This is a genomic window from Hylemonella sp. GW821-FHT12C09, assembly GCF_058807395.1.
Genome location: NZ_JBXAQQ010000003.1, coordinates 280,757 through 303,927, shown reverse-complemented (window position 1 = coordinate 303,927; position 23,171 = coordinate 280,757). Strand labels below are relative to the sequence as shown.

Annotated in this window: 26 protein-coding genes; 11 read left to right on the top strand and 15 right to left on the bottom strand. The window is 60.5% G+C overall.

The features are described from left to right. Positions 1-99: 99 nt before the first annotated feature. Genes AC1RRP_RS07275 through AC1RRP_RS07215 form a run of 13 tightly spaced genes read right to left on the bottom strand, consistent with a single transcriptional unit; the run spans position 100 to position 12,093 of the window. On the bottom strand, positions 100-798 hold the full coding sequence (locus AC1RRP_RS07275; RefSeq protein WP_493034648.1) for an REP-associated tyrosine transposase: 699 nt from the start codon (positions 796-798) through the stop codon (positions 100-102). A gap of 49 nt (positions 799-847) precedes the next feature. Next, positions 848-1,306, bottom strand: coding sequence for an outer membrane lipoprotein (locus tag AC1RRP_RS07270; RefSeq protein ID WP_493034647.1), 459 nt, complete (start codon positions 1,304-1,306; stop codon positions 848-850). Positions 1,307-1,355: 49 nt separating this feature from the next. Next, positions 1,356-2,300, bottom strand: a complete 945-nt coding sequence (locus AC1RRP_RS07265; RefSeq protein ID WP_493034645.1) for a class I SAM-dependent methyltransferase — start codon at positions 2,298-2,300, stop codon at positions 1,356-1,358. Continuing rightward, the gene (locus tag AC1RRP_RS07260) at positions 2,297-2,914 is read right to left on the bottom strand and encodes a DUF1415 domain-containing protein (RefSeq protein WP_493034644.1); all 618 of its coding nucleotides are present in this window, start codon (positions 2,912-2,914) and stop codon (positions 2,297-2,299) included. The genes AC1RRP_RS07265 and AC1RRP_RS07260 overlap by 4 nt, the downstream gene beginning before the upstream one ends. Then, the gene (locus AC1RRP_RS07255) at positions 2,911-4,131 is read right to left on the bottom strand and encodes an MFS transporter (RefSeq protein ID WP_493034643.1); all 1,221 of its coding nucleotides are present in this window, start codon (positions 4,129-4,131) and stop codon (positions 2,911-2,913) included. Before AC1RRP_RS07255 ends, AC1RRP_RS07260 begins: the two co-directional genes overlap by 4 nt. Next, positions 4,128-5,300: a deoxyguanosinetriphosphate triphosphohydrolase gene (locus tag AC1RRP_RS07250; RefSeq protein ID WP_493034640.1), complete on the bottom strand. Its 1,173-nt coding sequence runs from the start codon at positions 5,298-5,300 to the stop codon at positions 4,128-4,130. Before AC1RRP_RS07250 ends, AC1RRP_RS07255 begins: the two co-directional genes overlap by 4 nt. After that, a complete protein-coding gene (aroB, locus tag AC1RRP_RS07245; protein WP_493034638.1) occupies positions 5,278-6,408 on the bottom strand; it encodes a 3-dehydroquinate synthase in 1,131 nt (376 codons plus the stop codon). Before aroB ends, AC1RRP_RS07250 begins: the two co-directional genes overlap by 23 nt. 54 nt (positions 6,409-6,462) lie before the next feature. Beyond that, the gene (locus AC1RRP_RS07240; protein ID WP_493034636.1) at positions 6,463-6,984 is read right to left on the bottom strand and encodes a shikimate kinase; all 522 of its coding nucleotides are present in this window, start codon (positions 6,982-6,984) and stop codon (positions 6,463-6,465) included. 24 nt (positions 6,985-7,008) lie between these two features. Continuing rightward, positions 7,009-9,111, bottom strand: a complete 2,103-nt coding sequence (locus AC1RRP_RS07235) for a type IV pilus secretin PilQ (RefSeq protein WP_493034908.1) — start codon at positions 9,109-9,111, stop codon at positions 7,009-7,011. A gap of 47 nt (positions 9,112-9,158) precedes the next feature. After that, the gene (locus AC1RRP_RS07230; protein WP_493034634.1) at positions 9,159-9,704 is read right to left on the bottom strand and encodes a pilus assembly protein PilP; all 546 of its coding nucleotides are present in this window, start codon (positions 9,702-9,704) and stop codon (positions 9,159-9,161) included. Further along, entirely contained in the window at positions 9,701-10,375 is a 675-nt protein-coding gene (locus tag AC1RRP_RS07225) for a type IV pilus inner membrane component PilO (RefSeq protein ID WP_493034633.1), read from the bottom strand. The genes AC1RRP_RS07230 and AC1RRP_RS07225 overlap by 4 nt, the downstream gene beginning before the upstream one ends. A 12-nt stretch (positions 10,376-10,387) precedes the next feature. After that, positions 10,388-11,017 carry a PilN domain-containing protein gene (locus tag AC1RRP_RS07220; protein WP_493034631.1) on the bottom strand — a complete coding sequence of 210 codons (630 nt, stop codon included), beginning with the start codon at positions 11,015-11,017 and terminating at the stop codon, positions 10,388-10,390. Beyond that, entirely contained in the window at positions 11,014-12,093 is a 1,080-nt protein-coding gene (locus AC1RRP_RS07215) for a pilus assembly protein PilM (RefSeq protein WP_493034629.1), read from the bottom strand. The genes AC1RRP_RS07220 and AC1RRP_RS07215 overlap by 4 nt, the downstream gene beginning before the upstream one ends. 267 nt (positions 12,094-12,360) lie before the next feature. On the opposite strand from AC1RRP_RS07215, the gene AC1RRP_RS07210 reads away from it, so the two are divergent. Further along, positions 12,361-14,856: a penicillin-binding protein 1A gene (locus AC1RRP_RS07210; protein ID WP_493034627.1), complete on the top strand. Its 2,496-nt coding sequence runs from the start codon at positions 12,361-12,363 to the stop codon at positions 14,854-14,856. On the opposite strand, the gene cyaY is transcribed toward AC1RRP_RS07210, so the two are convergent. Both cyaY and AC1RRP_RS07200 read right to left on the bottom strand, forming a co-directional pair. Then, positions 14,857-15,186 carry an iron donor protein CyaY gene (cyaY, locus tag AC1RRP_RS07205; RefSeq protein ID WP_493034625.1) on the bottom strand — a complete coding sequence of 110 codons (330 nt, stop codon included), beginning with the start codon at positions 15,184-15,186 and terminating at the stop codon, positions 14,857-14,859. Continuing rightward, positions 15,186-15,506, bottom strand: coding sequence for a hypothetical protein (locus AC1RRP_RS07200; RefSeq protein WP_493034623.1), 321 nt, complete (start codon positions 15,504-15,506; stop codon positions 15,186-15,188). Before AC1RRP_RS07200 ends, cyaY begins: the two co-directional genes overlap by 1 nt. 597 nt (positions 15,507-16,103) lie before the next feature. Here AC1RRP_RS07200 and AC1RRP_RS07195 point away from each other — a divergent pair. The 10 genes from AC1RRP_RS07195 (at position 16,104) to lysA (ending at position 23,171) form a co-directional block, all read left to right on the top strand. After that, positions 16,104-16,418: a hypothetical protein gene (locus tag AC1RRP_RS07195; protein ID WP_322271644.1), complete on the top strand. Its 315-nt coding sequence runs from the start codon at positions 16,104-16,106 to the stop codon at positions 16,416-16,418. A gap of 80 nt (positions 16,419-16,498) precedes the next feature. Next, the gene (locus AC1RRP_RS07190; protein WP_493034621.1) at positions 16,499-16,690 is read left to right on the top strand and encodes a major capsid protein; all 192 of its coding nucleotides are present in this window, start codon (positions 16,499-16,501) and stop codon (positions 16,688-16,690) included. Positions 16,691-16,874: 184 nt separating this feature from the next. Beyond that, a complete protein-coding gene (locus AC1RRP_RS07185; RefSeq protein ID WP_493034619.1) occupies positions 16,875-17,066 on the top strand; it encodes a hypothetical protein in 192 nt (63 codons plus the stop codon). After that, entirely contained in the window at positions 17,063-18,337 is a 1,275-nt protein-coding gene (locus AC1RRP_RS07180; RefSeq protein WP_493034617.1) for a virulence factor TspB C-terminal domain-related protein, read from the top strand. Before AC1RRP_RS07185 ends, AC1RRP_RS07180 begins: the two co-directional genes overlap by 4 nt. Beyond that, positions 18,338-18,625 (top strand): DUF2523 domain-containing protein, encoded by a 288-nt coding sequence (locus AC1RRP_RS07175; protein WP_493034615.1) that lies wholly within the window; start codon positions 18,338-18,340, stop codon positions 18,623-18,625. Next, the gene (locus AC1RRP_RS07170) at positions 18,622-19,773 is read left to right on the top strand and encodes a zonular occludens toxin domain-containing protein (protein ID WP_493034613.1); all 1,152 of its coding nucleotides are present in this window, start codon (positions 18,622-18,624) and stop codon (positions 19,771-19,773) included. Before AC1RRP_RS07175 ends, AC1RRP_RS07170 begins: the two co-directional genes overlap by 4 nt. 106 nt (positions 19,774-19,879) lie before the next feature. After that, positions 19,880-20,788 (top strand): rolling circle replication-associated protein, encoded by a 909-nt coding sequence (locus AC1RRP_RS07165; protein WP_493034611.1) that lies wholly within the window; start codon positions 19,880-19,882, stop codon positions 20,786-20,788. A 232-nt stretch (positions 20,789-21,020) separates the two neighbouring features. Then, entirely contained in the window at positions 21,021-21,629 is a 609-nt protein-coding gene (locus tag AC1RRP_RS07160; RefSeq protein ID WP_493034609.1) for a recombinase family protein, read from the top strand. Then, positions 21,610-21,900, top strand: a complete 291-nt coding sequence (lptM, locus tag AC1RRP_RS07155; protein WP_493034607.1) for an LPS translocon maturation chaperone LptM — start codon at positions 21,610-21,612, stop codon at positions 21,898-21,900. Before AC1RRP_RS07160 ends, lptM begins: the two co-directional genes overlap by 20 nt. After that, entirely contained in the window at positions 21,897-23,171 is a 1,275-nt protein-coding gene (lysA, locus tag AC1RRP_RS07150) for a diaminopimelate decarboxylase (RefSeq protein ID WP_493034605.1), read from the top strand. The genes lptM and lysA overlap by 4 nt, the downstream gene beginning before the upstream one ends.

Sequence of the window (23,171 nt, the reverse complement as noted above, 5' to 3'; positions counted from 1 at the left end):
GTCAGATTCCTATTATTTTTTTACTTTTTCGCTGTCAAATTAATTGGGGCCAGATTAAATGCATTCTGGCCATGGCCCGGGAATGAAGCAGCGGGTCCATCAGACCGGGGGCGCCCTGGAACTGGGACGACCTGGATGCGATTTGCTGAGGCGACGTTCGGTTTTCGTCTGCAGTGCCGCCATGAAATCGGGGCTTCCAAGCGCCCATCCTTTCATGGCCGACTCGGTCAAGGCCAGTTGTTGTTGCTGGCTCAGCCCCTCCTGCACCAGCTGGGCATAGGCGGCCTCACGGGCAAAAGGCGTGTTGCCCAGCCCCCAATAGAGCGGATGAGGCGTCACCATGCGGTCTACCCGCAAGCCGGCGTAATGCGCATGGCTGGACCAGGGATAGTCGCGCGCCATGGCGACCAGACCGGCACGCACCGGGTTCAGGTCGATGTAGGCCATGCAGGCCAACAGATGGCTCTCAGCCTCGATCAGGGTGGACTTGTAGCGCCCCTCCCACAAGGTCCCGCTGCGACCGTGGCCGTCATTGAAATAGCGCACATAGCGACGACCGACCGCCTGCATCAAACGCGACAGACCATCGCCCGTCTGGGGTGTCAGCAGCAGATGGAAGTGGTTGTCCATGAGCACATAGGCATGGACGGCCACTTCATGCTGACGCGCATGGTCCTCAAGCAGTTCCAGCATGCGCAGGCGATCGGCATCGGCCAGGAAAATGGCCTGCCGGTTATTGCCACGCTGGATGACGTGGTGCGGATAACCTGGAACACTGAGACGGGGAAGACGGGCCATGATGGTGCGGGGCGGGTGGCCGCACCATCATAAGTTGTTCTGGCCCTGTTTATTGTTTGGGCGCCTTGGCCACACGTACCTTGCCACTGGTGGTGATCAGGATGACCGCCTCACCCGGCTGGAACACTTCCTCGCCCTTGGCCTGCACGAGGGCTCGCCGTTCGCCATTCTTGAGCTGGACGAGAATTTCGTAAGCCTCTTCGCGGGTTCCCGCACGCTCGATCACGTTGCCGGCCACGGCGCCAGCGGCCGCGCCCAGGATCCCGATGATCTGCGCTTCGCGTTGCCCGCTGCCGGCGCCGTAACCCGCCAAACCACCGACCACACCACCGGTCGTGGCGCCCACGCCCGACTGGCTGCCTTCAACCGTCACCGTGCGTACCGAGAGCACCACCGCATCAACCACGGTTGACAGGCGCTGGGCGTCGCCGCGCTGGATCACATCCGGGCTGCTGCTCGCACAACCGGCCAGCGCCAGAACGACCCCCCACATCCAAAGCTTCTTCATGATTCGATCCTCTATAAAAATTTCATGCCTGCACGATCAGGCCACATCCTCAAACAACGTCAGACGGCACCGGCGGTTGACCCTCCGGCAAACGGAAGCGGGTTGACAGCAGGCCCGTCAGTCCGAACTCTTCAAGTATCGCCTGCAGGCGCTGGGCCGCCGCTCGCTTGCGCTGGCCGGTGTACCGCGCAATGATGAGTTCATTCTTGAGACTGTGCTCCCAGCCCACGAGTTCCGTCACTGTCACCTGGTACCCCATGGCTTCCAGGTACAGACACCGCAGTACGTTGGTGATCTGGCTGCCCATTTCGCGGGTATGCAGGGGATGGCGCCACAACTCTGCCAGCGGCGTACGCGACAAGGACAGTGCCTTGCCAGAATTCAGGGTTCGCGCCACCTCGGCCTGGCAGCAGGGCACCAGCACCATGTAAAGCGCCTGCTTCTGCAAGCCAAAGGCCATGGCGTCGTCGGTGGCCGTGTCACAGGCATGCAGCGCCGTCACGATATCGATGCGCGCAGGTAACTCACTGGCCTGCATGGATTCGGCCACGCTGAGGTTGAGAAAAGACATGCGCCCAAAACCCAGACGGGCCGCCAAGTCGCGCGACTTCTGCACGAGGTCTGGCCGGGTCTCGATGCCGTAGACATGCCCGCTCGGGTTTTGCTTGAAAAAGAGGTCGTATACGATAAAACCCAGATAAGACTTACCGGCACCGTGGTCCGCCAAGGTGATCCCGCGCTCATCCGACGCACGGTCTTTCCTCTGCGCTTGCAAGTCCAGCAAGATCTCTTCAATGAAGCGGAAGAGGTGGTAAACCTGCTTGAGCTTGCGCCGCGAATCCTGGTTGAGCTTGCCCTCGCGCGTGAGGATGTGCAGCTCCTTGAGCAGCTCGATCGATTGCCCTGGGCGGATTTCGGAGGCCAGTGGCTGCGCTGGCACCAGCTCACCCTTCGCCTGGCCGGACTTGCGGTCTTTGACTTGTCCTTGTTTCATGCGTCACCTCCGGCTCCGCCTTCGGGCTTGACGTCCCGGGCATGGCGAGCGATCCCCAGGGCGTTCCAACCGACATGTCCCAGCTGTTCCAGGACCTGCATGTTCCTTTCATAGATGGCCCCCGCCTCCGGGAAAGCCTCGACGGCCCGGTCGATGCTCGCCTCGCGCAATAGATGCAAGGCGGGATAGGGTGCACGATTGGTGTAGTTGCTGATGTCGTCGGCGTCAGTACCGGCGAACTGGAACTGCGGATGGAAACTGGCGATCTGCAGCTCACCCTGCAGCCCCAGTTTTGTCAGAACCGCATCGGCCTGCGCCAGGACATCATTGAAATCCAGAAAATCCGCGAGACACAAAGGCAGCACCAACACGGTCGTATCTCTTTGTGCCGGATCGCTGGCCTGCAGTTCCCGCAACTCGCGCGCGAGATCGTCTAGGACGCCCTGCACATCGCGGGCGGGACTCACGACCCATTGAATCTGGCCCTTGACGTGCACGCTCTTGGCAAACGGGCAGAGGTTGAGCCCGATCACGGCACGCTCCAGCCAGATCTGCATGTCCTGCCGGACAGCTTCTGCAAACGCGGCGGGGAGAATATCCTGTGATGGTGTCATGCCCTGATCCTAAGGCCCAGGCGCCAGGCCAGCAGCAATCCCACGCCTGAACAGGCGCCCGTCACCGCCCAGGTCCAGTGCCAACCAGCCGCGCCGCTGGCGACCCAGGCGACCAGAGGCGGCCCGACGAATTGACCCAGCGAGGACCACTGCTGCATCCAGCCGACCGTGGTGGACACTGTTCCATCCCCTGGCGCCAAGCGCACCGCCAGCGAAAACAAGGTCCCGGGAATCATGCCCCCCACCATGGAGAAGACCAGCACCGCAACAAAACGCACCGTGACCGGCAACCCCACGCCCTCAGCCGCCAGCGGCCACACAAAGAAGGCCAGCAGTGTCCCCAGGCCCATGACCGCAAAGCCGGTGTGAAGCAGCACTTGCGGTCGCACACCGCGCCCCAGCAGACGCCCGGACGCGATATTCCCCACCATGTTCACCGCCGCAACCAGTGCGGTCAGCACCGCACTGACACCACCGGCAACACCAGCCTGCGCGTAGATGGTGGGCAAAAAGCCGATCACCGCCAGCCACTGCCCCGAGTACACCGCAAAGCTGAGCGCCACCAGCCACGGGCCTGGCGCACTGAGGGTCTGACTCAGGCGCAGGATCCAGGCGCGCTGTGGTGAGGCAAGGGCTGAAACCGGGGACGGAGCGCGCAGCTGGTCCGAGGGAACGACGCGCCACACCCACCCGGCCATTCCCAGCGTGAGCACGGCCAGACTCCACCACCAGAACTCCCACCCGCTCAGCGAAATGACCAAAGGGCCACACAGCAATGCAAGCGCTGTACCCAGGGGCATATAAGTGCCCCACAGTCCAAGCATGACACTCATGCGCTGCGGCTCCACCAGATGGCGGATCAGGCTGGGCGCCGGCATGGACACCAGCAGGAAGCCCAAGCCCTCCACGGCACGCAATGCCAGCAGTGTGTCGGCATCCTGGACCCAGCCGCCCAGCAGGGATGCCAGAGACAGCAACAGCAGACCGCTGAGCATGCTGCGCCGCAGCCCCATGCCATCCGCCGCAAGGCCCACCGCCAGCCCCAGGACCATGCCGGCCAGCTGTACGAGGGACAGCAGGAAACCGGCCTGCAGCAAGGTCACCCCCAGCGCCCGCTCCAGCACAGGCAGGGCGGGCGAAAGCTTGCCCACGTGCAGTGCAGCGGCCACGCCGGCGGCAATCACTACATAGGCCGGTTGAACTCCCTGGCGCGTCATCCCCACAACCTCTTGCCGGTGAGCCTTTCATGCTCACGACCCGCAAACCGGTCGGTCATGCCGGCAATGTAGTCAGCCACCACGCGCAACAGGGCACTCTCGGAGTCCTCCGTCCCCTGGGCGGCACGTGCTCGGGCAGCATGTCCAGACTGCATTTCGCCAGGCAGCTGGCGGTAGCAGTCGAAGAGCTCCTGGATGACCTGCCGTGCCAGGCCAGTGGTCTGCATCACAGTCGGGTGGCGGTACAGGTTCTGGAACAGGAATTTTTTGAGCACGATCGAACGCTCGCGCATTTCGGCGCTGAAAGACATCAAGGCCGGCAGATGTCGAATGTCAGCAGCACTTTGCGGCCGCAGGCGTGCCAACTCGTTTTGCGTGGTCTCGATCACGTCGTAGACCTGAGCACTGAGCATGCGCCGTATGGTCTCGTAGAGTAGCCTGCGCCCTGCATCAGCCTCAGCAAGCTGCGGATACTCCCTCAGCGCTTGCAGGCGATAACCCTCGAAAAGAGGGACGGACTCCAGCTGTTCCAGCGTGATCAGGCCCGAGCGCACGCCATCGTCGATATCGTGGGCGTTGTAGGCAATTTCATCGGCCATATTGCACAACTGCGCTTCCAGGCTGGGTTGTGTGCGATTCAGAAAACGCGCCCCCACCCCTCCCGGCTCGACGGCCTCAATCTGCTCGGCATGGGCGCGCGAGCAATGCTTGAGGATGCCCTCGCGCGTCTCGAAGGTCAGATTGAGCCCGTCGAAAGCTGGATAACGCTCCTCCAGCCGATCCACCACACGCAGGCTCTGCAGGTTGTGCTCGAAACCGCCGTGACCGGCCATGCATTCATTGAGCGCATCCTGCCCGACGTGCCCGAAGGGTGTATGCCCTAGGTCATGCGCCAGCGCGATCGCTTCGACCAGGTCCTCATTCAGACCCAGAGAACGGGCAATCGACCGTCCCAGCTGCGCGACCTCCAGCGAGTGCGTGAGACGGGTGCGAAACAGGTCGCCTTCGTGGTTCAGAAAGACCTGGGTTTTGTAGACCAGGCGACGAAAGGCGGTGGAATGGACGATGCGGTCGCGATCGCGCTGGTAATCGGTACGTGTGGGGGCAATTGCCTCCGGATACCGACGGCCACGCGTGCAGGCCGGGTCACTGGCGTAAGCAGCAAGCATCGATGACCTCACACACCAGTGCATCAGACGCGCCACGCACGCCAGCCCGGCCCGGAGCCTCGATCACGACAAAGCGGATTTCCCCGGCTTCGGCTTTCTTGTCCACGCGCATCAGCTCCAGGTAGCGCCCCGCGTTGTCCTTGCCGTCCAGCTGCGGGCCCGTCACGGGCAAGCCGGCCCGTGCGATCAGTACCTTGAGGCGCTGCACCAGGGCGTGGTTGATCAGACCGAGCCGCTCTGACAGCGTGGCCGCCATCACCATGCCACAGCCCACAGCTTCCCCGTGCAGCCAGGCACCGTAACCCATGCCCGCCTCGATGGCATGCCCAAAGGTGTGACCGAAATTGAGGATGGCCCGCAGCCCGGCCTCGCGTTCATCCTGGCCCACCACCGCGGCCTTGATTTCACAACTGCGCCGCACAGCATGTGCCAGAGCAGACGGATCACGCGCCCGCAGGGCGTCCATGTTCAACTCCAGCCAATCCAGCAGTTCCATATCGGCGATCGGTCCGTATTTGATGACCTCGGCAAGTCCGGCGCTGAGCTCTCGTTCTGGCAGGGTCTTGAGGGTATCCAGATCGCAGATCACACGCTGTGGCTGGTAGAAGGCGCCGATCATGTTCTTGCCCTGAGGGTGGTTGATGGCCGTCTTCCCACCGACCGAGGAATCCACCTGTGCCAGCAAGGTGGTCGGCACCTGGACAAAGGGCACACCACGCATATAACTTGCCGCCGCGAAGCCGGTCATATCGCCCACCACGCCTCCGCCCAGGGCGTACAGCACGGTCTTGCGATCACAGGCGTGGGCCAGCAAGGCATCAAAGATCAGGTTCAGGGTCTGCCAGTCCTTGTGTGCTTCGCCATCCGGCAACTCAACGACCCGCACGTGGCCGTAATGCGCTTGCAGCGCCTGCTTGAGCTTGGCCACGTAAAGAGGCGCCACTGTGGTGTTGCTGACGATCAGCGCCTGTGCTGCGCGTGGCACACCGGCATAGCTCTCGGACTGCACCAAGAGTCCGCTGCCGATAAGGATCGGATAGCTACGTTCGCCCAACTCAATGCGCACCTGCAGGGGCGCTGGCCGGTTCAGATCGGTACTTTGAGACATCCCCCGAGTTTAGGGCACTGGCCGAGGCACAAACAGCCGGTGGGGCATTGACGATCAATTCTGGGGAACGACGCCCGCCAGCTCCAACTGCATCACGATCATGTTGACCAGCGTGGCGACGGAGGGGCGGCCGGTATCGATGACAAAGTGCGCCGTTTCCCGGTAAAGGGGGTCGCGCACGGCATACAGCTCCCGGAGTCGCTGCAAGGGATCGCCGACCTGCAAGAGTGGACGCTGGGTATCGTGCCGCAGCCTGCGGATCAACTCTTCAGGTGTCGACTTCAAGTACACCACCTTGCCACGCGTATGCAGGCGCTGTCTGTTGGCGTCCCGGAGCACGGCACCCCCGCCGGTCGACAGGACACCCGACTGCTGCGTCAACTCGTCGAGCACCTGTTCCTCGATGTCACGAAAGGAGGCCTCCCCTTCCCGCTCGAAGTACTCGCGAATCGGGCAGCCGATACGTTGCTCGATGAGCTGGTCGGAATCGCTGAAATGCAGCTGAAGCCGGCGGGCAAGCTGCCGCCCGACCGTAGACTTGCCGGAACCCGGCAAGCCGACCAGACTGATGATCAAGACAGGACCCGCGAGTGTGGCCGGTCAGCGCAGGGACGCGCGGTCCGTCAGTGTCTTGGGCGTGATGAAGACCAGCATCTCCTGCTTGTTGGACACCCTCGACTTGTTACGGAACAAGGCGCCGATCCCGGGCAAGTCGCCGAAGAAGGGGACCTTGGTCGTATCTTCGCGCTCAAGCTGGGTGAAGATGCCGCCGATCACCACGGTACCGCCGTTTTCGACCAGTACCTGGGTCTTCACGTGTTTGGTGTCAATGGCAAAGCCGGCTGGCGTGGACTGCCCCACCGTGTCCTTGTTGATATCCAGCTCCAGGATCACATTGCCTTCGGGCGTGATCTGCGGAGTCACCTCAAGCATCAGGTTGGCTTTCTTGAAAGCAATCGAGGTCGCACCACTGGCCGAAGCCACCTGATACGGAAGCTCGGTACCTTGCTCGATAATCGCCTTCACCTTGTCCGCTGTGACCACACGCGGACTGGACACCACCTTGCCCTTGCCATCAGCCTCCAGTGCGGAAATCTCAAGGTTCAGGAATCGGGCCGCGTTCTCTCCGAAGATCGAAACGGCGAAAGTTGCCGCATTAAAGCCACCCTGGCCACCGCCCGGCAGATTGACAAACGTACCGGAGGTCGTACCGGCTGACGCAGCGTTGTAAGTCGGCCCGAACTGGGCTCCAGCCCCCGTCGAATCGGTGCTCGCGTTCATGCCCCCACCCAGCCTGACACCCAGCGACTTACCGAAGGTATCGGAGGCCTCGACGATGCGCGCCTCGATCAGAACCTGGCGCACGGGTACGTCCAGCTTGGCGATCAGATCTTGTACCTGCTCCAGCTTGCTGCCAATGTCGGTCACGAAGAGCTGGTTGGTACGGGGCTCGGCGATGGCACTGCCCCTGGGGCTCAAGATACGTGAACTGGAACCTGCGGCTCCACCAGCTGCCCCAGGCGCGCCAACAGCACCCACAGCGCCAACACCCATGAGCTGTCGGGCGACGTCGATGGACTTGGCATAGTTGAGCTGGAAAGACTGAGTGCGCACGGGCTCCAGCGTCTCGAGTGCAGCGTTGGCCTCACGCTCCAGCTTTTCCTTGGCCACGATCTCGTCCTTGGGCGCGATCCACAGCACATTTCCATTCTTGCGCAAGCCCAGGCCCTTGGACTGCAAAATGATGTCCAAGGCTTGGTCCCAGGGCACGTCCTGCAAGCGCAAAGTGACGTTTCCAGCCACCGAATCGGAGGTCACTACGTTGAAGTTGGTGAAATCGGCAATCACCTGCAACAGGGCACGGATTTCGATGTTCTGGAAATTCAGCGATAGCTTCTGCCCGTTATAGCCCGGCCCCTGCGTCAATTTGGCAGTGTCAACACGCTGGGGCTTGATTTCAACCACGAACTGGTCATCGCTCTGATAGGCGCTGTGCTCCCAGGCACCCTTGGGTTCAATCACCATGCGCACACGGTCACCTACCTGGAAGGCGGTCACGGTCTGCACAGGCGTCCCGAAATCGGTCACGTCAAGCTTGCGGCGCAAACCCTCGGGCAAACTGGATTTCATGAACTCGACCACCAGGGTCTGCCCGCTCTGGCGTATGTCAACACCCACCTGGCTATTGGGCAAGGCGACCACCACGCGACCCGAGCCGCTGACGCCACGACGGAAGTCGAGGTCCTTGATCGGCAGGGTTTCACGACTCTTGCTTTCGGCAAAGGTGGATGCCGTTGCAGCGGGTGCAGCGGTCGCCGCGACGGGATCCAGCGTGACCAGCAACGACTTGCCTTGCAATTCAGCCTTGTAATTGGTCGCCTGCTTCAAATTCAGCACCACCCGGGTACGGTCTCCGGCGGGGATAAGATTGACCGAGCGTAAATTGCCCTGATTGACCTCAACCGTGGAGCGACCCATGGCGTTGCCCACACCGGGAATATCCAGCGCAATCTTGGCCGGCGATTTGATGGAAAAACCATTGGGCACGACCGTCAAAGGCTGTGACAGATCGATCTTGACAACCTCTGCCCCACTCTGCAGGGAGCCGGTCACGGCTTCGATAATGGGCTGCGCGGGCATCGCAGGAACCGCCTCTGACGCTTGCGTACCAGCGGTCTGTGCCAGTGCAGAAACACCGAGCATGGCCACGACCATGGCGCCAGCCCAGCGCGTCCACATAATCTGATTTTTCATTTGACTTTCTCCTGCAACTGCAGTGTGGCGGGACGCTCGATCCACTCGCCCACAGCGTCTTGCACAATTTCGCGCAAGATGACTTCGGTTTCGGTGATTTTGGTCACGCGTCCATAGTTCATGCCCAGATAGCTGCCCAGCCTGACCTGGTAAAGCAAGCGGTCGACCCGGACCAGGGCGGCCGGCTGCCCTTCCTGAATCAGACTGCCCACCATGGACATGGTGTCAAGCGGGAAAGCCTCCAGGACTTCCTTGCGCCGAGCCAGTTCCGGCGCGATCAGGGCACTGGTGATCGTGGAGGGCTGGACAACGTCCCGCTTGAGGGCGGACGACAATTTATCCTTGCTGAAAGGATCAACGGTCGCCATGTCGACGTAATCTTCCGGCTTGTAGGGCTTGGGTTCTGAAAGGGGGGCGACCCGCGGGCGCATCTGGTTGCGCTGCTCCAGCATCCAGGCGCGCAACTCATCCTCGCTGGACGCTCCACAGCCCGCCAACACCAAAGCCGTCATCAGCAGGATAAAAGATCGGATCAGACTCATTTCTTACCCCCCGCGGGCTTGCGCTGCGCGGCGATTTCGTCTTTGTCGAGATAGCGAAACGTCTTGGCTGTTGCATCCATGACCAGTGTCGAACTGTCCCGGCCGGCCCCCGGCACCATCGTGAGGTTGTTCAGTGTCACGATGCGCGACAGATGCGCAATATCGGCGGTGAAGGAAGCCATGTCATGGAAACGACCGGTCACCTTGATGGCAATCGGCAACTCGGCGTAGTAGTCCCGAATCACCACCGAACCCGGGCGGAACAGGTCGAACTGCAGGCTACGCCCCAGCCCCGCCTGGTTGATGTCAGACAGCAAGGCATCCATTTCCGCCTTGCTGGGCAACTGCTTTTCCAGCTGTGTCACGTACTGCAGAACCTGCTCGCGCTGCTTGCGCAATGCATCGAGGTTGATGGCCTTCGCCAGCTTGGTCTTGTATTCCTCGCGCAGCTTGACTTCCTGCTCGCGCGCCTGGGTGAGGATTTCATCCTCGCCGCTGAGCCAGACAAACCAGAGCGCCACGACCACCGCAGCTGCAATGGCTAGGAACAAGCCGAAACGCGGTAGCGGTGGCCAGGCGACGGGATTGCGCGGGTCAAGATTGCTGAACTGGGACTGCAGCGCTGTCTTCCACTGCGCAAACTTCAGATTCAAGGATGATGTGCTTGCCATATCGGTGTCCCCTTATGGCTTGGCGGGCTGGGAAGCCACCGCCATAGGCGCTGAGGCGGCAGCTGCAGGGGGGCGCTGCACCTCGCTGGCACGCAGCATGCGCACCCGCACGGTGAAATTGGCCACCCGCCGCTGGTCTTTGCCAAACGTGACATTACCCGCCACGATCTCTACCAGTTCCGGCTTGGAGAACCAGGGAGAGTTGTAGGCCAGGTTGCGCAGCAGTTCGGAGACCCGCTCATTCGACTGCGCCGTACCCTGCAAGGTGATCAGCTGGTTGTCCTGCCGCATATTGGTGATGTACACGCCTTCCGGGAACTGGCGAGTCAGTTCGGTCAGCAGCTGCACCGGCATGTTGCGGTCAGCCTGCAGGTTTTCCACGGCCTGCTGACGGGCACGCAAAGCGGCAATCTCCGCCTCAAGTGCGGCAATATCCTTGATCTGGTTGTCCAGCTTCCGGATCTCCTGGGTCAGCATCGTGTTCAAGCCCTCTTGCGAGGAAATCTGGCCCTGAAGCCAGAGAAACACGATACCGGCAAGCAGACCGCCGACCAGTGCAGACGCGCCCAACGAAATGTTGAAAACATCCTGCCTCTTTTTGCGTGCAGCCTCGCGATGAGGCAGCAGGTTGATCAGTATCACTGCAGAAACCTCCGCATCGCCAGGCCACAGGACGTCAGATAAGACGGTGCCTCTCGGGTCATCTTCTTGAGGCGGACGCCGTCACCGATCTCCATGCCGTCAAAGGGATTGACCAGGCTGCACGGAAAGCTCAACTGTTGCGTCACGGCACCGGTCAGCCCGGACAGGGCGGCCGCCCCGCCCGCGAGCATGATGTAGTCCACCTTGTGATGTGGCGTACTGGTGAAGAAGAACTGCAAGGCACGTCCGATTTCCTGGACCATGCTTTCGATGAAGGGGCGCAGCACGCTGCTTTCATAGTCCTCAGGCAACTCACCACTGCGCTTCTTGGACTCGGCCTCCTCCAGCGAGAAGCCATACTGGCGCACGATCAGCTGGGTGAGCTGGGCGCCCCCAAAGGCTTGGTCGCGTTCGTACAGCACCTCGTCATCCCGGATCACCTGCATGCTGGTAGTCAGCGCCCCTACCTCGAACAAGGCCACAATCGCCCCCACCCCCTCTTCCGGCAGATTGGCGATCAGGCGCTTGGCCGCCAGGCGGGAAGCATAAGACTCCACATCGACGATGACGGGCTTGAGACCGGCCGACTCGGCCAGCCCCTGAATATCCTGGACCTTTTCGCGGCGTGACGCGGCAATCAGCACATCAATATCGCCTGCCGTTGTGGCACTGGGGCCGATCACACAGAAGTCCAGACTCACTTCTTCCAGCGGGAAGGGAATGTACTGGTTGGCCTCGGCCTCCACCTGCATCTCCAACTCCACCTCGCTCATCCCACCGGGCAAGACGATCTTCTTGGTGATCACCGCCGAAGGTGGCAAGGCCATGGCCACATTCCTCGTCTTGGTGCCGCTTTTCTTGATCAGGCGACGCACGGCCTCGGCCACCTCATCGAACTTTTCGATGTTGCCGTCCGTGATCCAGCCACGCTCCAGCGGCTCGATCGCGCAACGATCGAGCACATACTGACCAGCTTTGTTCTGGCTCAACTCGACCAGCTTGACACTGGACGAACTGACATCCAAACCCAGCATGGGCTCAGGCTGGCGACTGAACAAGGATCCCAATGAGATCAAGAGCATCCCCTGAAAGAAACCGGCGAGAGGCCGGCAAACCTATGAATTCACTTGAATGCTAGCAGTTAGGTCCTTGTCCTGCAAAGGATTTTTCCCAACTCGACACAACGGAGCGTTGTCAAAAGCAGACGATTTGTATGCGATTGCAACAAGCTGGGAGCAGGCGTTTCACTCCGGCAGAGAAACCGGGCAGGAATAAAAGAACCTTGGTGCTCCTCTTGGGGAGTCCAGATTTTTATAATGCTGACGCGACCTTACAAAGATTTTATGCCCCCTGATTCCCATCCCGAGCCCGCATCCTCCTCCAGCCCGACCGGCATGAAATCCCCTCGTTCTGCCGCCCTGCGCCGGCTCCTGCGCATCGGCCTTTGGACCGGTGGTGTTGCCTTGGCCGGACTGGCCTCGGTTTTTATCGTGGTCTCCATCGCCATGGCATTGGCCTACCCGAATCTGCCGGACATCTCCGACCTTTCGGAATACCGCCCCAAACTGCCCTTGCGCATTTTTTCAGCAGAAGGAGAACTGATAGGCGAATTCGGCGAGGAACGCCGTAATTTCACCTCGATCAAGAACATCCCCCAAGTCCTGACCGATGCGGTCCTGGCCATTGAGGATGCGCGCTTCTTCCAGCACGGCGGCGTGGATTACTTAGGGGTCGTGCGCGCCGGCCTGGCCAACGTCGGCAAGGCCAAGAGCCAGGGAGCGTCCACCATCACCATGCAGGTGGCGCGCAACGTCTACCTGTCTTCCGAGAAGACATTCACACGCAAGATCTACGAGATCCTGCTGACCTTCAAGCTGGAACACCTGCTCACGAAGGACCAGATCCTCGAGATCTACATGAACCAGATCTATCTGGGTAACCGCGCCTATGGCTTCGCCGCCGCAGCCGAGACCTATTTCGGCAAGGCGCTCAAGGACATCACCATCGCCGAAGCCGCCATGCTGGCCGGCTTGCCCAAGGCGCCCTCCGCCTACAACCCGATCAGCAACCCCAAGCGCGCACGCAGCCGCCAGCTTTACATCATCGACCGCATGCTGGACAACGGCTTCATCACGGCCGAAGAGGCAGAGACGGCCAGAAAACAGGATCTGCGGGTCAAGTCAGCGGGCAACAACGCTGGCGGGACCGGCCCCACGCGCAGCCACGCCGAATTTGTGGCGGAGATGGTGCGCCAGTTGATCTTTGCCCAGTATGGCGAGGAGACCTATACGCGGGGCCTCAACGTTTACACCACGATACGTTCCAACGATCAGGAGGTCGCCTACCAGGCCCTGCGCCAGGGCATCATGGAATTCGAACGTCGCCAAGCCTACCGGGGCCCCGAGAAATTCATCACCCTGCCCGAAAAGGTCGCCGAGCTTGAGGACGCTGTCGATGATGCGCTGGACGAGCATCCCGACAACGGCGATCTGCTGGCCGCTGTCGTACTCGAAGCGACCCCGCGCAAGGTCGTGGTCATGCGACGCGGCGGAGAAATGCTGGAAATCACGGGCGAAGGGCTGCGCATCGCCCAGCCCGGCCTGCAACCCAGGGCCGGCCCCAAACTCAAGATCCGTCGTGGCGCGATCATCCGGGTGATGAAAACGGCAAAAAACACCTGGGAGATCCTGCAATTACCGGAAGTCGAAGGGGCCTTCGTTTCACTGGACCCGCGCAACGGCTCGATCAAGGCCCTGGTCGGTGGTTTCGACTTCGAGAAGAACAAGTTCAACCACGTCACCCAAGCCTGGCGCCAACCGGGCTCGAGCTTCAAGCCCTTCATCTACTCGGCAGCACTGGAAAAAGGCTTCACCCCGGCGACCGTGGTCAACGACGCCCCGCTGTTCTTCGAGCCCGAACTCACCGGCGGCCAACCCTGGGAACCGAAAAACTACGATGGCACCTTTGAAGGGCCGATGCCCCTGCGGCGCGGCATGGCGAAGTCCAAGAACATGATCTCCATCCGCGTGCTGGACGCCATCGGCGCGCGCTACGCTCAGAGTTGGATCACCCAATTCGGTTTCGATGCCGAAAAACACCCGCCCTACTTGACCATGGCGCTGGGCGCGGGCTCGGTCACCCCCATGCAGCTGGCAACCGGCTACTCGGTCTTCGCCAACGGCGGCTACAGGATCAACCCCTGGATGATCAGCAAGATCACCGAGCAAAAAGGCAAGGTCCTGGCCCAAGCCAAGCCGGTCGTGCCCGATGAATCCATGCGTGCCATCGATGCGCGTAACGCCTTCGTCATCTCCACCCTGTTGCAGGAGGTCACGCGCTCGGGTACCGCCGCGCGCGCGCAGGCCACACTGAAGCGCCCGGACATCTATGGAAAGACGGGCACCACGAACGATTCGATGGATGCCTGGTTCGCCGGCTATCACCCCACCCTGACCGCCATCACCTGGATCGGCTACGACACACCGCGCAAGCTGGGCGATCGTGAAACCGGCGGCGGCCTGAGCCTGCCGGTCTGGATCAGCTACATGGAGCATGCTCTACGCGACGTTCCGATTCTGGAACTCGCTCCGCCCGAAGGCGTCGTTCATGCAGGCATTGACTGGCTTTATGCCGAGCATGCCAAAGATGGCGGCGTGCTGTCACTGGGGCTGGATGAGATGCCAGCCGTCATGCCCCCGCCCGGAGGCATCGTGCCGGCCCCTACCCCTGCAGCGTCGGCCCCTGCACCAGCGCCGGCGGCGACGCTCACGCCGGCTGCTGCATCCAATCCTCCCACGGAGGAAAAACTGCGCATCCTCGATCTGTTCAAGAACAACTGATCAGGCGGAGAACTCGAGCGCCGTGGCGGCCTGCTCGCTCGCATAACGCGACAGGCTGGCGAAGAACTCCCCCTGCCCCTTGGTGTCGAGCCACTGGCGGCCGTCGAATTTATAGTGGTACCCGCCCGAACGGGCCGCCAGCCAGATTTCGTGCAGAGGTTTCTGCAGGTTCACCACGATCTGGCTGCGATTGCGAAACACCAGGGTCACCATGCCGCCGACGCGCTGGTTATCGATATCCACATCGCTGTCATCGTTGATACGGTCGCAACTGGTTTCGATGGCGCGCAGGACACTCTCTGCGCGGTCCATGAATTCGGTGTCGGTCATTACAGTTCTCTGATTCGTCCCGCTGCGTGCATCCAGTCTCTGTAGGCTGCTTGTAACCTCTCCCGGCGTGGTCCTGTCGATTTTTCGATCATTGCCATTAGCCCGGCTATCAGTGGGTTTTGCCCTGCTATCTGTGCCATCTCTGCTTGTGCTTCCGGCGACGGTGTCTTAACCCCGTTCCTCCAGTTGCTGATTAGCTGAGGGTGCGCGTCCATCTTGTCGGCTAGTTGCTTGAACCCTCCGCATCTCTCTGCGGCGGCCTCGACCAGGCTCTTTATTCTCAGCCTATCCCCACTGATTTTGTCGGCTATTGCTTGCATAGTAATCCTCCAAGGTTTACATTCCAAGTAATCCGCCATGGTTTACCTTATCCACGGCGGGTTACTCAATCTTACTTCATGGAGCTACCTATGCAAGTTCTCGGTCCGCACCTCTACCAGTGCCCCAGTCCTTATCGACTCCTCGGCTCTGACGGCGCTCCCGATGGTTTTTGGGTCCACATCTGCCGTCGTGTCACTCCTGACGGCATGCCTTTCTCCTCTACGTGCGGTCTCTTCGCGTTCTCCTTCCGTCGTGAGAGGAGCGCGTAATGCAAGCTACAAAGTTACGCGGTCCCCAGGGTGCAAACGATGCTTCCCCGTTGGTAGCTCAACCGGTGGCGTCCGGCCCTGGGGTCTGCACCTCTAACCTCGATTGCACCGGCCTCCGTGTCGTCAAGCGCGGTTCTGTCGTTGAGTGGCCCGGTGGCGCTACCGCTCGTGTCTGTCGCGTTCGTCTCGGCTCCTTTTGGGCCGATGGTTACACCTCTCCCTCGTTCACTCCGTGCAACCGCGTTCGGGTCGTCTCATGAGCTTCGCCTCAGCGGTCACGTGTGGTCGCTCGGGCGGCGCTCCTGCCGTTTCACCAAGGTAATCATCATGAATTTTTCCAGCACGATTCAAGTCCTCAAGGTCGATACCCCGGAGGAAAAGACCGGCAAGGATGGCTCGAAATACACCATCCGCACTGCTCAGACGGCGCTTTTGACTGACGAGGGCAAGCTCGACAAGGTTGGTCGTCTGCGTATCCCTGATCGTCTCGCAGAGGTCGTCAAGGAGGGCGTTTTCCGGGCCTCCTTCGCGCTCGAAGTCGCTCAGTGGGGTCAGAACAAGGGTGACGTCATCGCGACGCTTACGGGCCTCATCCCCGTTCCCCGTGCTGCTGCTCCTCAAGGCGCTGCAAAGCCTGCTTGATTCCAGCCTGTACCTCTCCAGCGTTGTGAAACGTCGAGAGGTATGGGGTGCAATCCCGCACCGTTTCAAGGAAATGTGAAATGAAAAAAGCTCTCGTTCTGGCTGCTCTGTCGGCCCTGTCCTTCTCGTCCTTCGCCGTGATCGACGTTGCCGCTGCCACCACCGGCATCAGCGACGCTCAGACGGCGGTCCTGGCCGTCCTCGCGGCCATGATCACCATGGCGGCCGCCATCTTCGGCGTGCGCAAGGTCCTGCGTCTGCTGGGTCGCTAATCGTGGACACGGTGATCACTTGCGGTGGTGGGGGGACCTGCACCCTCGTGATCACCCCTTACAAGGCCACGGCTGATGACTATCAGGCCGTCTCTCTTATCTTCGCTGCTGTCCTCACGGCTGCCTGCGTCATCTGGGGTGTCAAGCGCCTCTATATCCTTCTCACTTCTCGCCCGGAGTCCTGATGCTGTACTGCAACTCCTGCGGCTTCGTTGGTCAGGAACATAACGCCTCCGAAGTCTCGCCCTCTGACGCTATGGACATGCTCGAAGCCGGTGAAATCGAGTGGTCTGAGTACGAGGAAATCCTCGAAGGTGACAAGTTCACCTGCCCTAACTGTTCGTCACGTGATACCGAAGTCTCGGGGGGGCTATGAGCCATGTTCGACATTCAACTTTTGGCCTACTGCTGGGGCTGTTGTTTCTTACTCTGGCTCCTGTTCAAGTAGCTCACGCCCAATTCCGTAACGCTCAGTCCTCCAGCGGCTGGAATATTGACTGGAATGGCGGATACGTTCAGCCCTCCGCGCAGTGGGTTCCCGCCTATCCCGCTAGCCACGGAAATGCAGGCTACGGAATCGATAACGGCTCCCTCGTCGGCAAGTCAACCGGGCGTCTTCCCATCGGCGGTGCTGGTGCTGTTGTTGACGTCACTGCAAAGGTGGTCCCCACTGGTCGCGCTATTGGTGATGCGCTTGGCCGTTATGCCCTTCGCGCAAATCTCGCTCTTGCCACTATCCAGCTTGCTAGCGAGCTGAACTACATCCTCACCAAGAATCCTGACGGCTCTACCACTTTTCAAAAGCAAGACTCTAACGTCTGCTCCGTCGCGCCCTGCTACCTTTACAAGATCACGAATAACAACAACCCCGCGCCTTACCTATCAACTAAGGATGCGGCCTGCTCTGCGTTTGCTACCAATATGCAAACGCTGATCCCGGGTGCCAATTGGTCCGGCGCTTACAACAATGGCACTGTCTGTGTCACTCCGAATGCCGGATCGTCTTGGGCGTACACGCAGCAATCAACCGCTCCCTCACCTGTCTCTTATCTGCCTTCCACTCAGCAGGAGTTTGCTGATGCGATCGCGTTGAAGTCTGGATGGCCGACCTCCTCTGCTCTCCCCTCCGCTGTCGTTGAGGCTCTCAAGGGTGGTGAGTCCATCGGCTCCGCTACTCCTACAGTTACCGGGCCTGCGTCAGTAACCGGGCCTTCTAAGACTGAGACAAGCCCTGGCGGCACTGTCACGACCTCCACGGTCCATAACATCACGTACAACAACAATAACGTCAACTACAACACCGTCACCACCGTTAACAATAACGGCGTTGTCACGACAACAACCAGCACTCCAGATCAGCAGCCCGACCAATGCGCGAAGTACCCCGACTCTGTGGGCTGCTCAAAGCTCGACACACCGACAAGCGACACTCTCCAAAAGAAAACCCATGTCGTCACCGTCACGGCTGTGGCCTTCTCCTCCTCCAGCGTCTGCCCTGGTCCCCTGTCCTTCACTGTTCGGGGTGCCTCCTACGGCGTCAGCTATCAGCCTCTGTGTGATCGGCTGGCTCTTCTCAAGACTCTCTTTCTCGCCCTAGCGGCTGTCCTGGCTGCGTTCATCGTGGCCGATTCATTCAGGGTGACGTAAATGGGTGGTCTTGGCTCTTGGCTCCTCACTCTTGCCGGTCCGCTCGTTCTCCGTGCGCTGACGATCTTGGGTATCGGAACGATCACCTTTACCGGTGTCAGTGCCTCGCTTCAATCGTTGATCGATATGGCTACGTCGAATTGGGCTAGCGTGGCGGCTGACGTTCTCGCGCTGGCCTCTATCGCTGGCATCCCTCAATGCATCGGCATCGTCTGCGGCGCAATGGTCGCCCGTGTCGGCATGTGGGCCGCTGTCTCTGCGACTAAGTTCTTCATGGGTGCGGCATGATCTACCTCATCACCGGTGTCCCTGGCTCCGGCAAGACTCTGTACGCTGTCTCGACACTCGTTCAAAAGCTTCTCGCGCAAAAGCTCCGCCACCGCGGTAAGGATATTCAGCGGCGACTCGTTGTCGATGGCGTCCCTGATCTGGTCTTGCCTCATGACCTCATGGCTCCCCTGGTCGAGGATGAAAAGGGCAATCTCTCCTGCGAGGGCCAGGGCCTGCTGAACTGGTATTCATGGGTCAAGCCCGGTGACGTCATCCTTGTGGACGAGGTGCAGCGCTACTGGCGTCCTCGTGGCCTCGGCACAAAGCCACCGGACATGATCAAGCATCTGGAGACGCACCGGCATCTAGGCGTGGACTTCATTGTCATCACGCAGAATCCGATGCTGATCGATCAGAACGTGCGCCGCCTCGTCGGTCGTCATCAGCATGTCCGTCGCCTCTTCGGCCTCGCTCGTGCGGCTATCTATGACTGGGATGGCTGCTCTGTTGACGTTCATCGCACGAAGTCGGCCACCATGTCGCTGTGGTCCTATCCGAAGTCCTCATACAGCCTGTATAAAAGCTCGGAGCTACACACAAAGCAGTCGCAGAAAATTCCGCCCTGGTTGATCGTGCCCGTTCTCGCCCTGGTCGGTGGTTTGGTCGTCGCGCCCACGGCTTTCAGCACCATGAGCGGCGCCATGAGCGGCAAGGGCATCGCTCAGACCCCCCCGGCGTACAGTGTTGCTGCCGCTTCTACCCCCCCGGCATCCAGTAGTGGCCCAGGCGAGACCGCCCCGGCATCCAGTACCGACGATGAGGAGACCGCCCCGGCATCCAGTATCCCCCTTGAACTCTCCGGGTGCGTCTACCGCCCTGATGCCGGTTGTCGCTGCTACACCGACAAGGGCAAGCGTGTCGATGCTGACCCGGACCTCTGCGAGGATCTCCAGGCTCGCCCCAAGCCTCTCGCCTCGGGCTGGCTCCCTGCGGACAACCTTCCGGAGCGCGACGTCCTGGCCTATCTCGACACTGCTAAGCAATGGGGCCCCATTCATGGGGTGGGTATGGGTGAAACCCATGCTGAGCCTGCCGCCTCAACCCTGGTTTATCCGGTGGTGGGGGCCGCGCCTCGCGCCGGCGCAGCCGGCGCAGGCAGGCCCTAAATTTATTCCTAAGAAACTTTGACGCATCAAGGCTAAACGGCCAAAAAAAAGACCCGGCAGGCTGGCAGGCCCCCGGGTCTGGTTCTGAAATTAGGAGTTTCAAAACGTGATTCGAATTATTGACGGTTTGGGCCGGTCTTGCAATGACCCCGGGTTCGATATAACGACCGCTACGGCGTTTTTAGGTCGTGGGGCGGATACCTACAAGGTCAAGGCCTACGACCTCGGTAACGGCCAATTAGAGGCCACGGCAAGCCGTTGTATCGAGTGGGTCGAATGCGATTGGTCGCAGTCGGTGATTCGTGACCATCTCGACATGATGGCCCGGTACCGTGAGGAAAACGCTTCTGAGATTGCCCAGCGTCACGCTGAGAGGGCCGCCCAGGGTGCTAGGAAGCGTGTCAGGCATCTTTGCAAGGCCATGGGTACTAACTCCATGATCACCCTCACGTATCGCGCTCTAATGACCGATTTGGGCCTTTGCAAGCGGCATCTAAATGAATTCAATCGTCGCTTGAAGCGCTTTCTCCCCGGTTTCCAGTGCGTGGCCGGTTTCGAGAAACAGAAACGGGGTGCATGGCATGTCCACCTTGCTACCGCTGGCATCCCTCACTTTTTCATGGAAAAAAACAGCCTCGGCGTACCTTGCAAGGTCAAGTCTTATGACCTTCTGCGCCGTATCTGGCTGGCTGTCGTTGGCGATCTCGGTGGTGCTGCCAATCTCTCTCGGGCAAAGGGCAAGCGCTCTACTTGCGCCAAGATTGCCGCCTACATTGCGAAGTACATAACTAAGGAATTCGCAGAGGGCGAAAAGTGGTCTAACAGGTGGGCGAAGTTCGGCAAGTGCGAGGTCCCCCTCCCTGTAGACCTTGGCGTCTTCGGCAATCTCCTCGATGCCCTCCAGGCCGTTTACTCTGTCCTCATGCCTGGGCAGGTCGTTGGTCAGTCCTTCCTGCCTCGCTTTCAGGACTTCTACTTCCTCTCCGCTGAGAATGGTTTACTATCAAGTCCATAGCAAGAAAACAGGGCGGAGGATTCACCATGGGCATTTACGATCGTGATTGGTATAAGGATCATGCCAACAAGCGAGACAAGATGGATTCAACCTCGTCACAATCGAGGAAGTCCACTCCCACTCGCAAGCAAGTTGGCTTCGATCTTTTCGGTGATTGGCATTGGAGCCTCATCGCAATCTTCTGGGTCGTTCTCGCCTTAGTCCTTGCGCTCGGGCTTAGATATTTCCGCTGATGCTCGTCGGTTACGCTCGTGTCTCGACAACCGATCAAGATACAGCCCTTCAACTCGACGCGCTAAAAAAAGCAGGTGTCCGCCTCGTTTTTAAAGAGGCCGGTTCTGGCGTTGGCCCACGTCCTGAGCTACAGCGTGCGCTTGATCGCCTTTGCGCGGGTGACACGTTGGTCGTTTGGAAGCTCGATCGAGTAGCTCGTGGCCTTGGTGATCTGCTGACGATCCTCGCACGCCTCAAGGCTGCCGGTGCCTCGATACGCTCCCTCACTGAGCCTATAGATACCTCAAGCCCGATCGGTGAGTTCACATTTCAGATCCTCGGCGCTGTGGCTCAGCTAGAACGCTCGATGATTCGTGAGCGTGTCATGGCTGGTCAAGCTGCTGCCAGGGCAAGGGGAAAGAAGTGGGGTCCGCCTCGTACCCTGTCCGAAGATCAGGAAGCGGAATTGGTGCAGTTGTGGCTCTCTGACGACTACACCCAGCAGGAATTAGCTGACCTTTTTGGCGTCTCTCTTGGCGTTGCCAAGTTGGCGATTTATCGGGTCGTGCGGCCTGATGCGCCTTACCTTGTGAGCCGTCCTCGCTCGAATGGGAGACGGGTTCGGTAAGTACAATTCCGTGATGTTGCAAACCCCTCGGATTCTAGTCAGGGCCCTTAGCCATGCCGTTCCTGCTGTCATTGCGACAGGGGTACTGCTAGCCTTGACCGGCTGTGGCCAGACCGGCAATCTGTACCTGCCCAAGGAGCCGGCTGCGGCCGGCCGCGCCACCCTGCCCCAGTCCATGTGGCCCGCCATGCCCGACAAGAAAGCCGGCGACACCCCCACCCCGGGCCAATCTCCTGCCCCGGCATCCACCAACGCTCCTGCCTCCCAATGACCGCCAAACCACTCCCGGGTCAACCTCACATCGCCTACCGGGGCGATGAACTTTTCGTCGAAGATGTGCGCCTGGCCGATCTGGCCCGCCAGCACGGTACGCCGCTGTTCGTCTATTCCAAAGCCGCCATGCTGGCAGCCCTGGGCGCCTACCAGCGCGGCTTTGCCGGCCGCAAGGCGCAGATCTGCTACGCCATGAAGGCCAACTCCTCGCTGGCCGTGCTGCAGCTGTTCGCTCGAGCCGGTTGTGGTTTCGACATTGTTTCCGGCGGCGAACTCGAGCGGGTGCTGGCTGCAGGTGGCGATGCCGCCAGGATCATCTTCTCGGGCGTCGGCAAGACACGCGCCGAAATGCGCCAGGCGCTCGCCGCAGGTATCGGCTGCTTCAACGTCGAAAGCGAAGCTGAAATCGACGTACTCAACGAAGTTGCACTCGCCGCGGGCAAACGCGCGCCTATCAGCATCCGCGTCAATCCCAACGTCGATCCCAAGACCCACCCCTATATTTCGACCGGTCTCAAGGGCAACAAGTTCGGCATCGCGCACGAAAGCACGCTGGTCACCTACCAGCGCGCCGCGTCGCTGCCTGGCCTGCATATCGTGGGCATCGATTGCCACATCGGCTCGCAAATCACGCAGGAAGCGCCCTATCTGGACGCCATGGACCGTGTGCTGGATCTGGTGGCGGCCATCGAGGCAAGCGGCATCCCGCTGCACCATATCGACTTCGGTGGTGGCCTGGGTATCGATTACAACGGCGACACCCCGCCGGCTGCCGATGCCCTGTGGTCCAAGCTGCTCGCCAAGCTGGATACCCGCGGCTACGGCCAGCGCCAACTCATGATCGAGCCCGGCCGCTCGCTGGTGGGCAATGCCGGCGTCTGCCTGACCGAAGTGCTCTACCTGAAACCCGGGGAACAGAAGAACTTCTGCATCGTCGATGCCGCGATGAACGACCTGCCGCGTCCTGCCATGTATGAGGCCTACCACCAGATCGTGCCGCTGGCGCCACGTGCCGGCACCAGCGCGACCTGGGACGTGGTCGGGCCGGTGTGCGAAAGCGGCGACTGGCTCGGCCGTGACCGCAGTCTGAACGTGCAGCCAGGTGATCAACTCGCGGTGCTGTCAGCCGGCGCCTACTGCATGAGCATGGCCAGCAACTACAACACCCGCGGTCGCGCCGCCGAGATCCTGGTTGATGGAAGTCAAGCGGACCTGATACGTCGACGAGAGACGCCTTCGGACACGTTTCAGCACGAACGCTTACTCTGA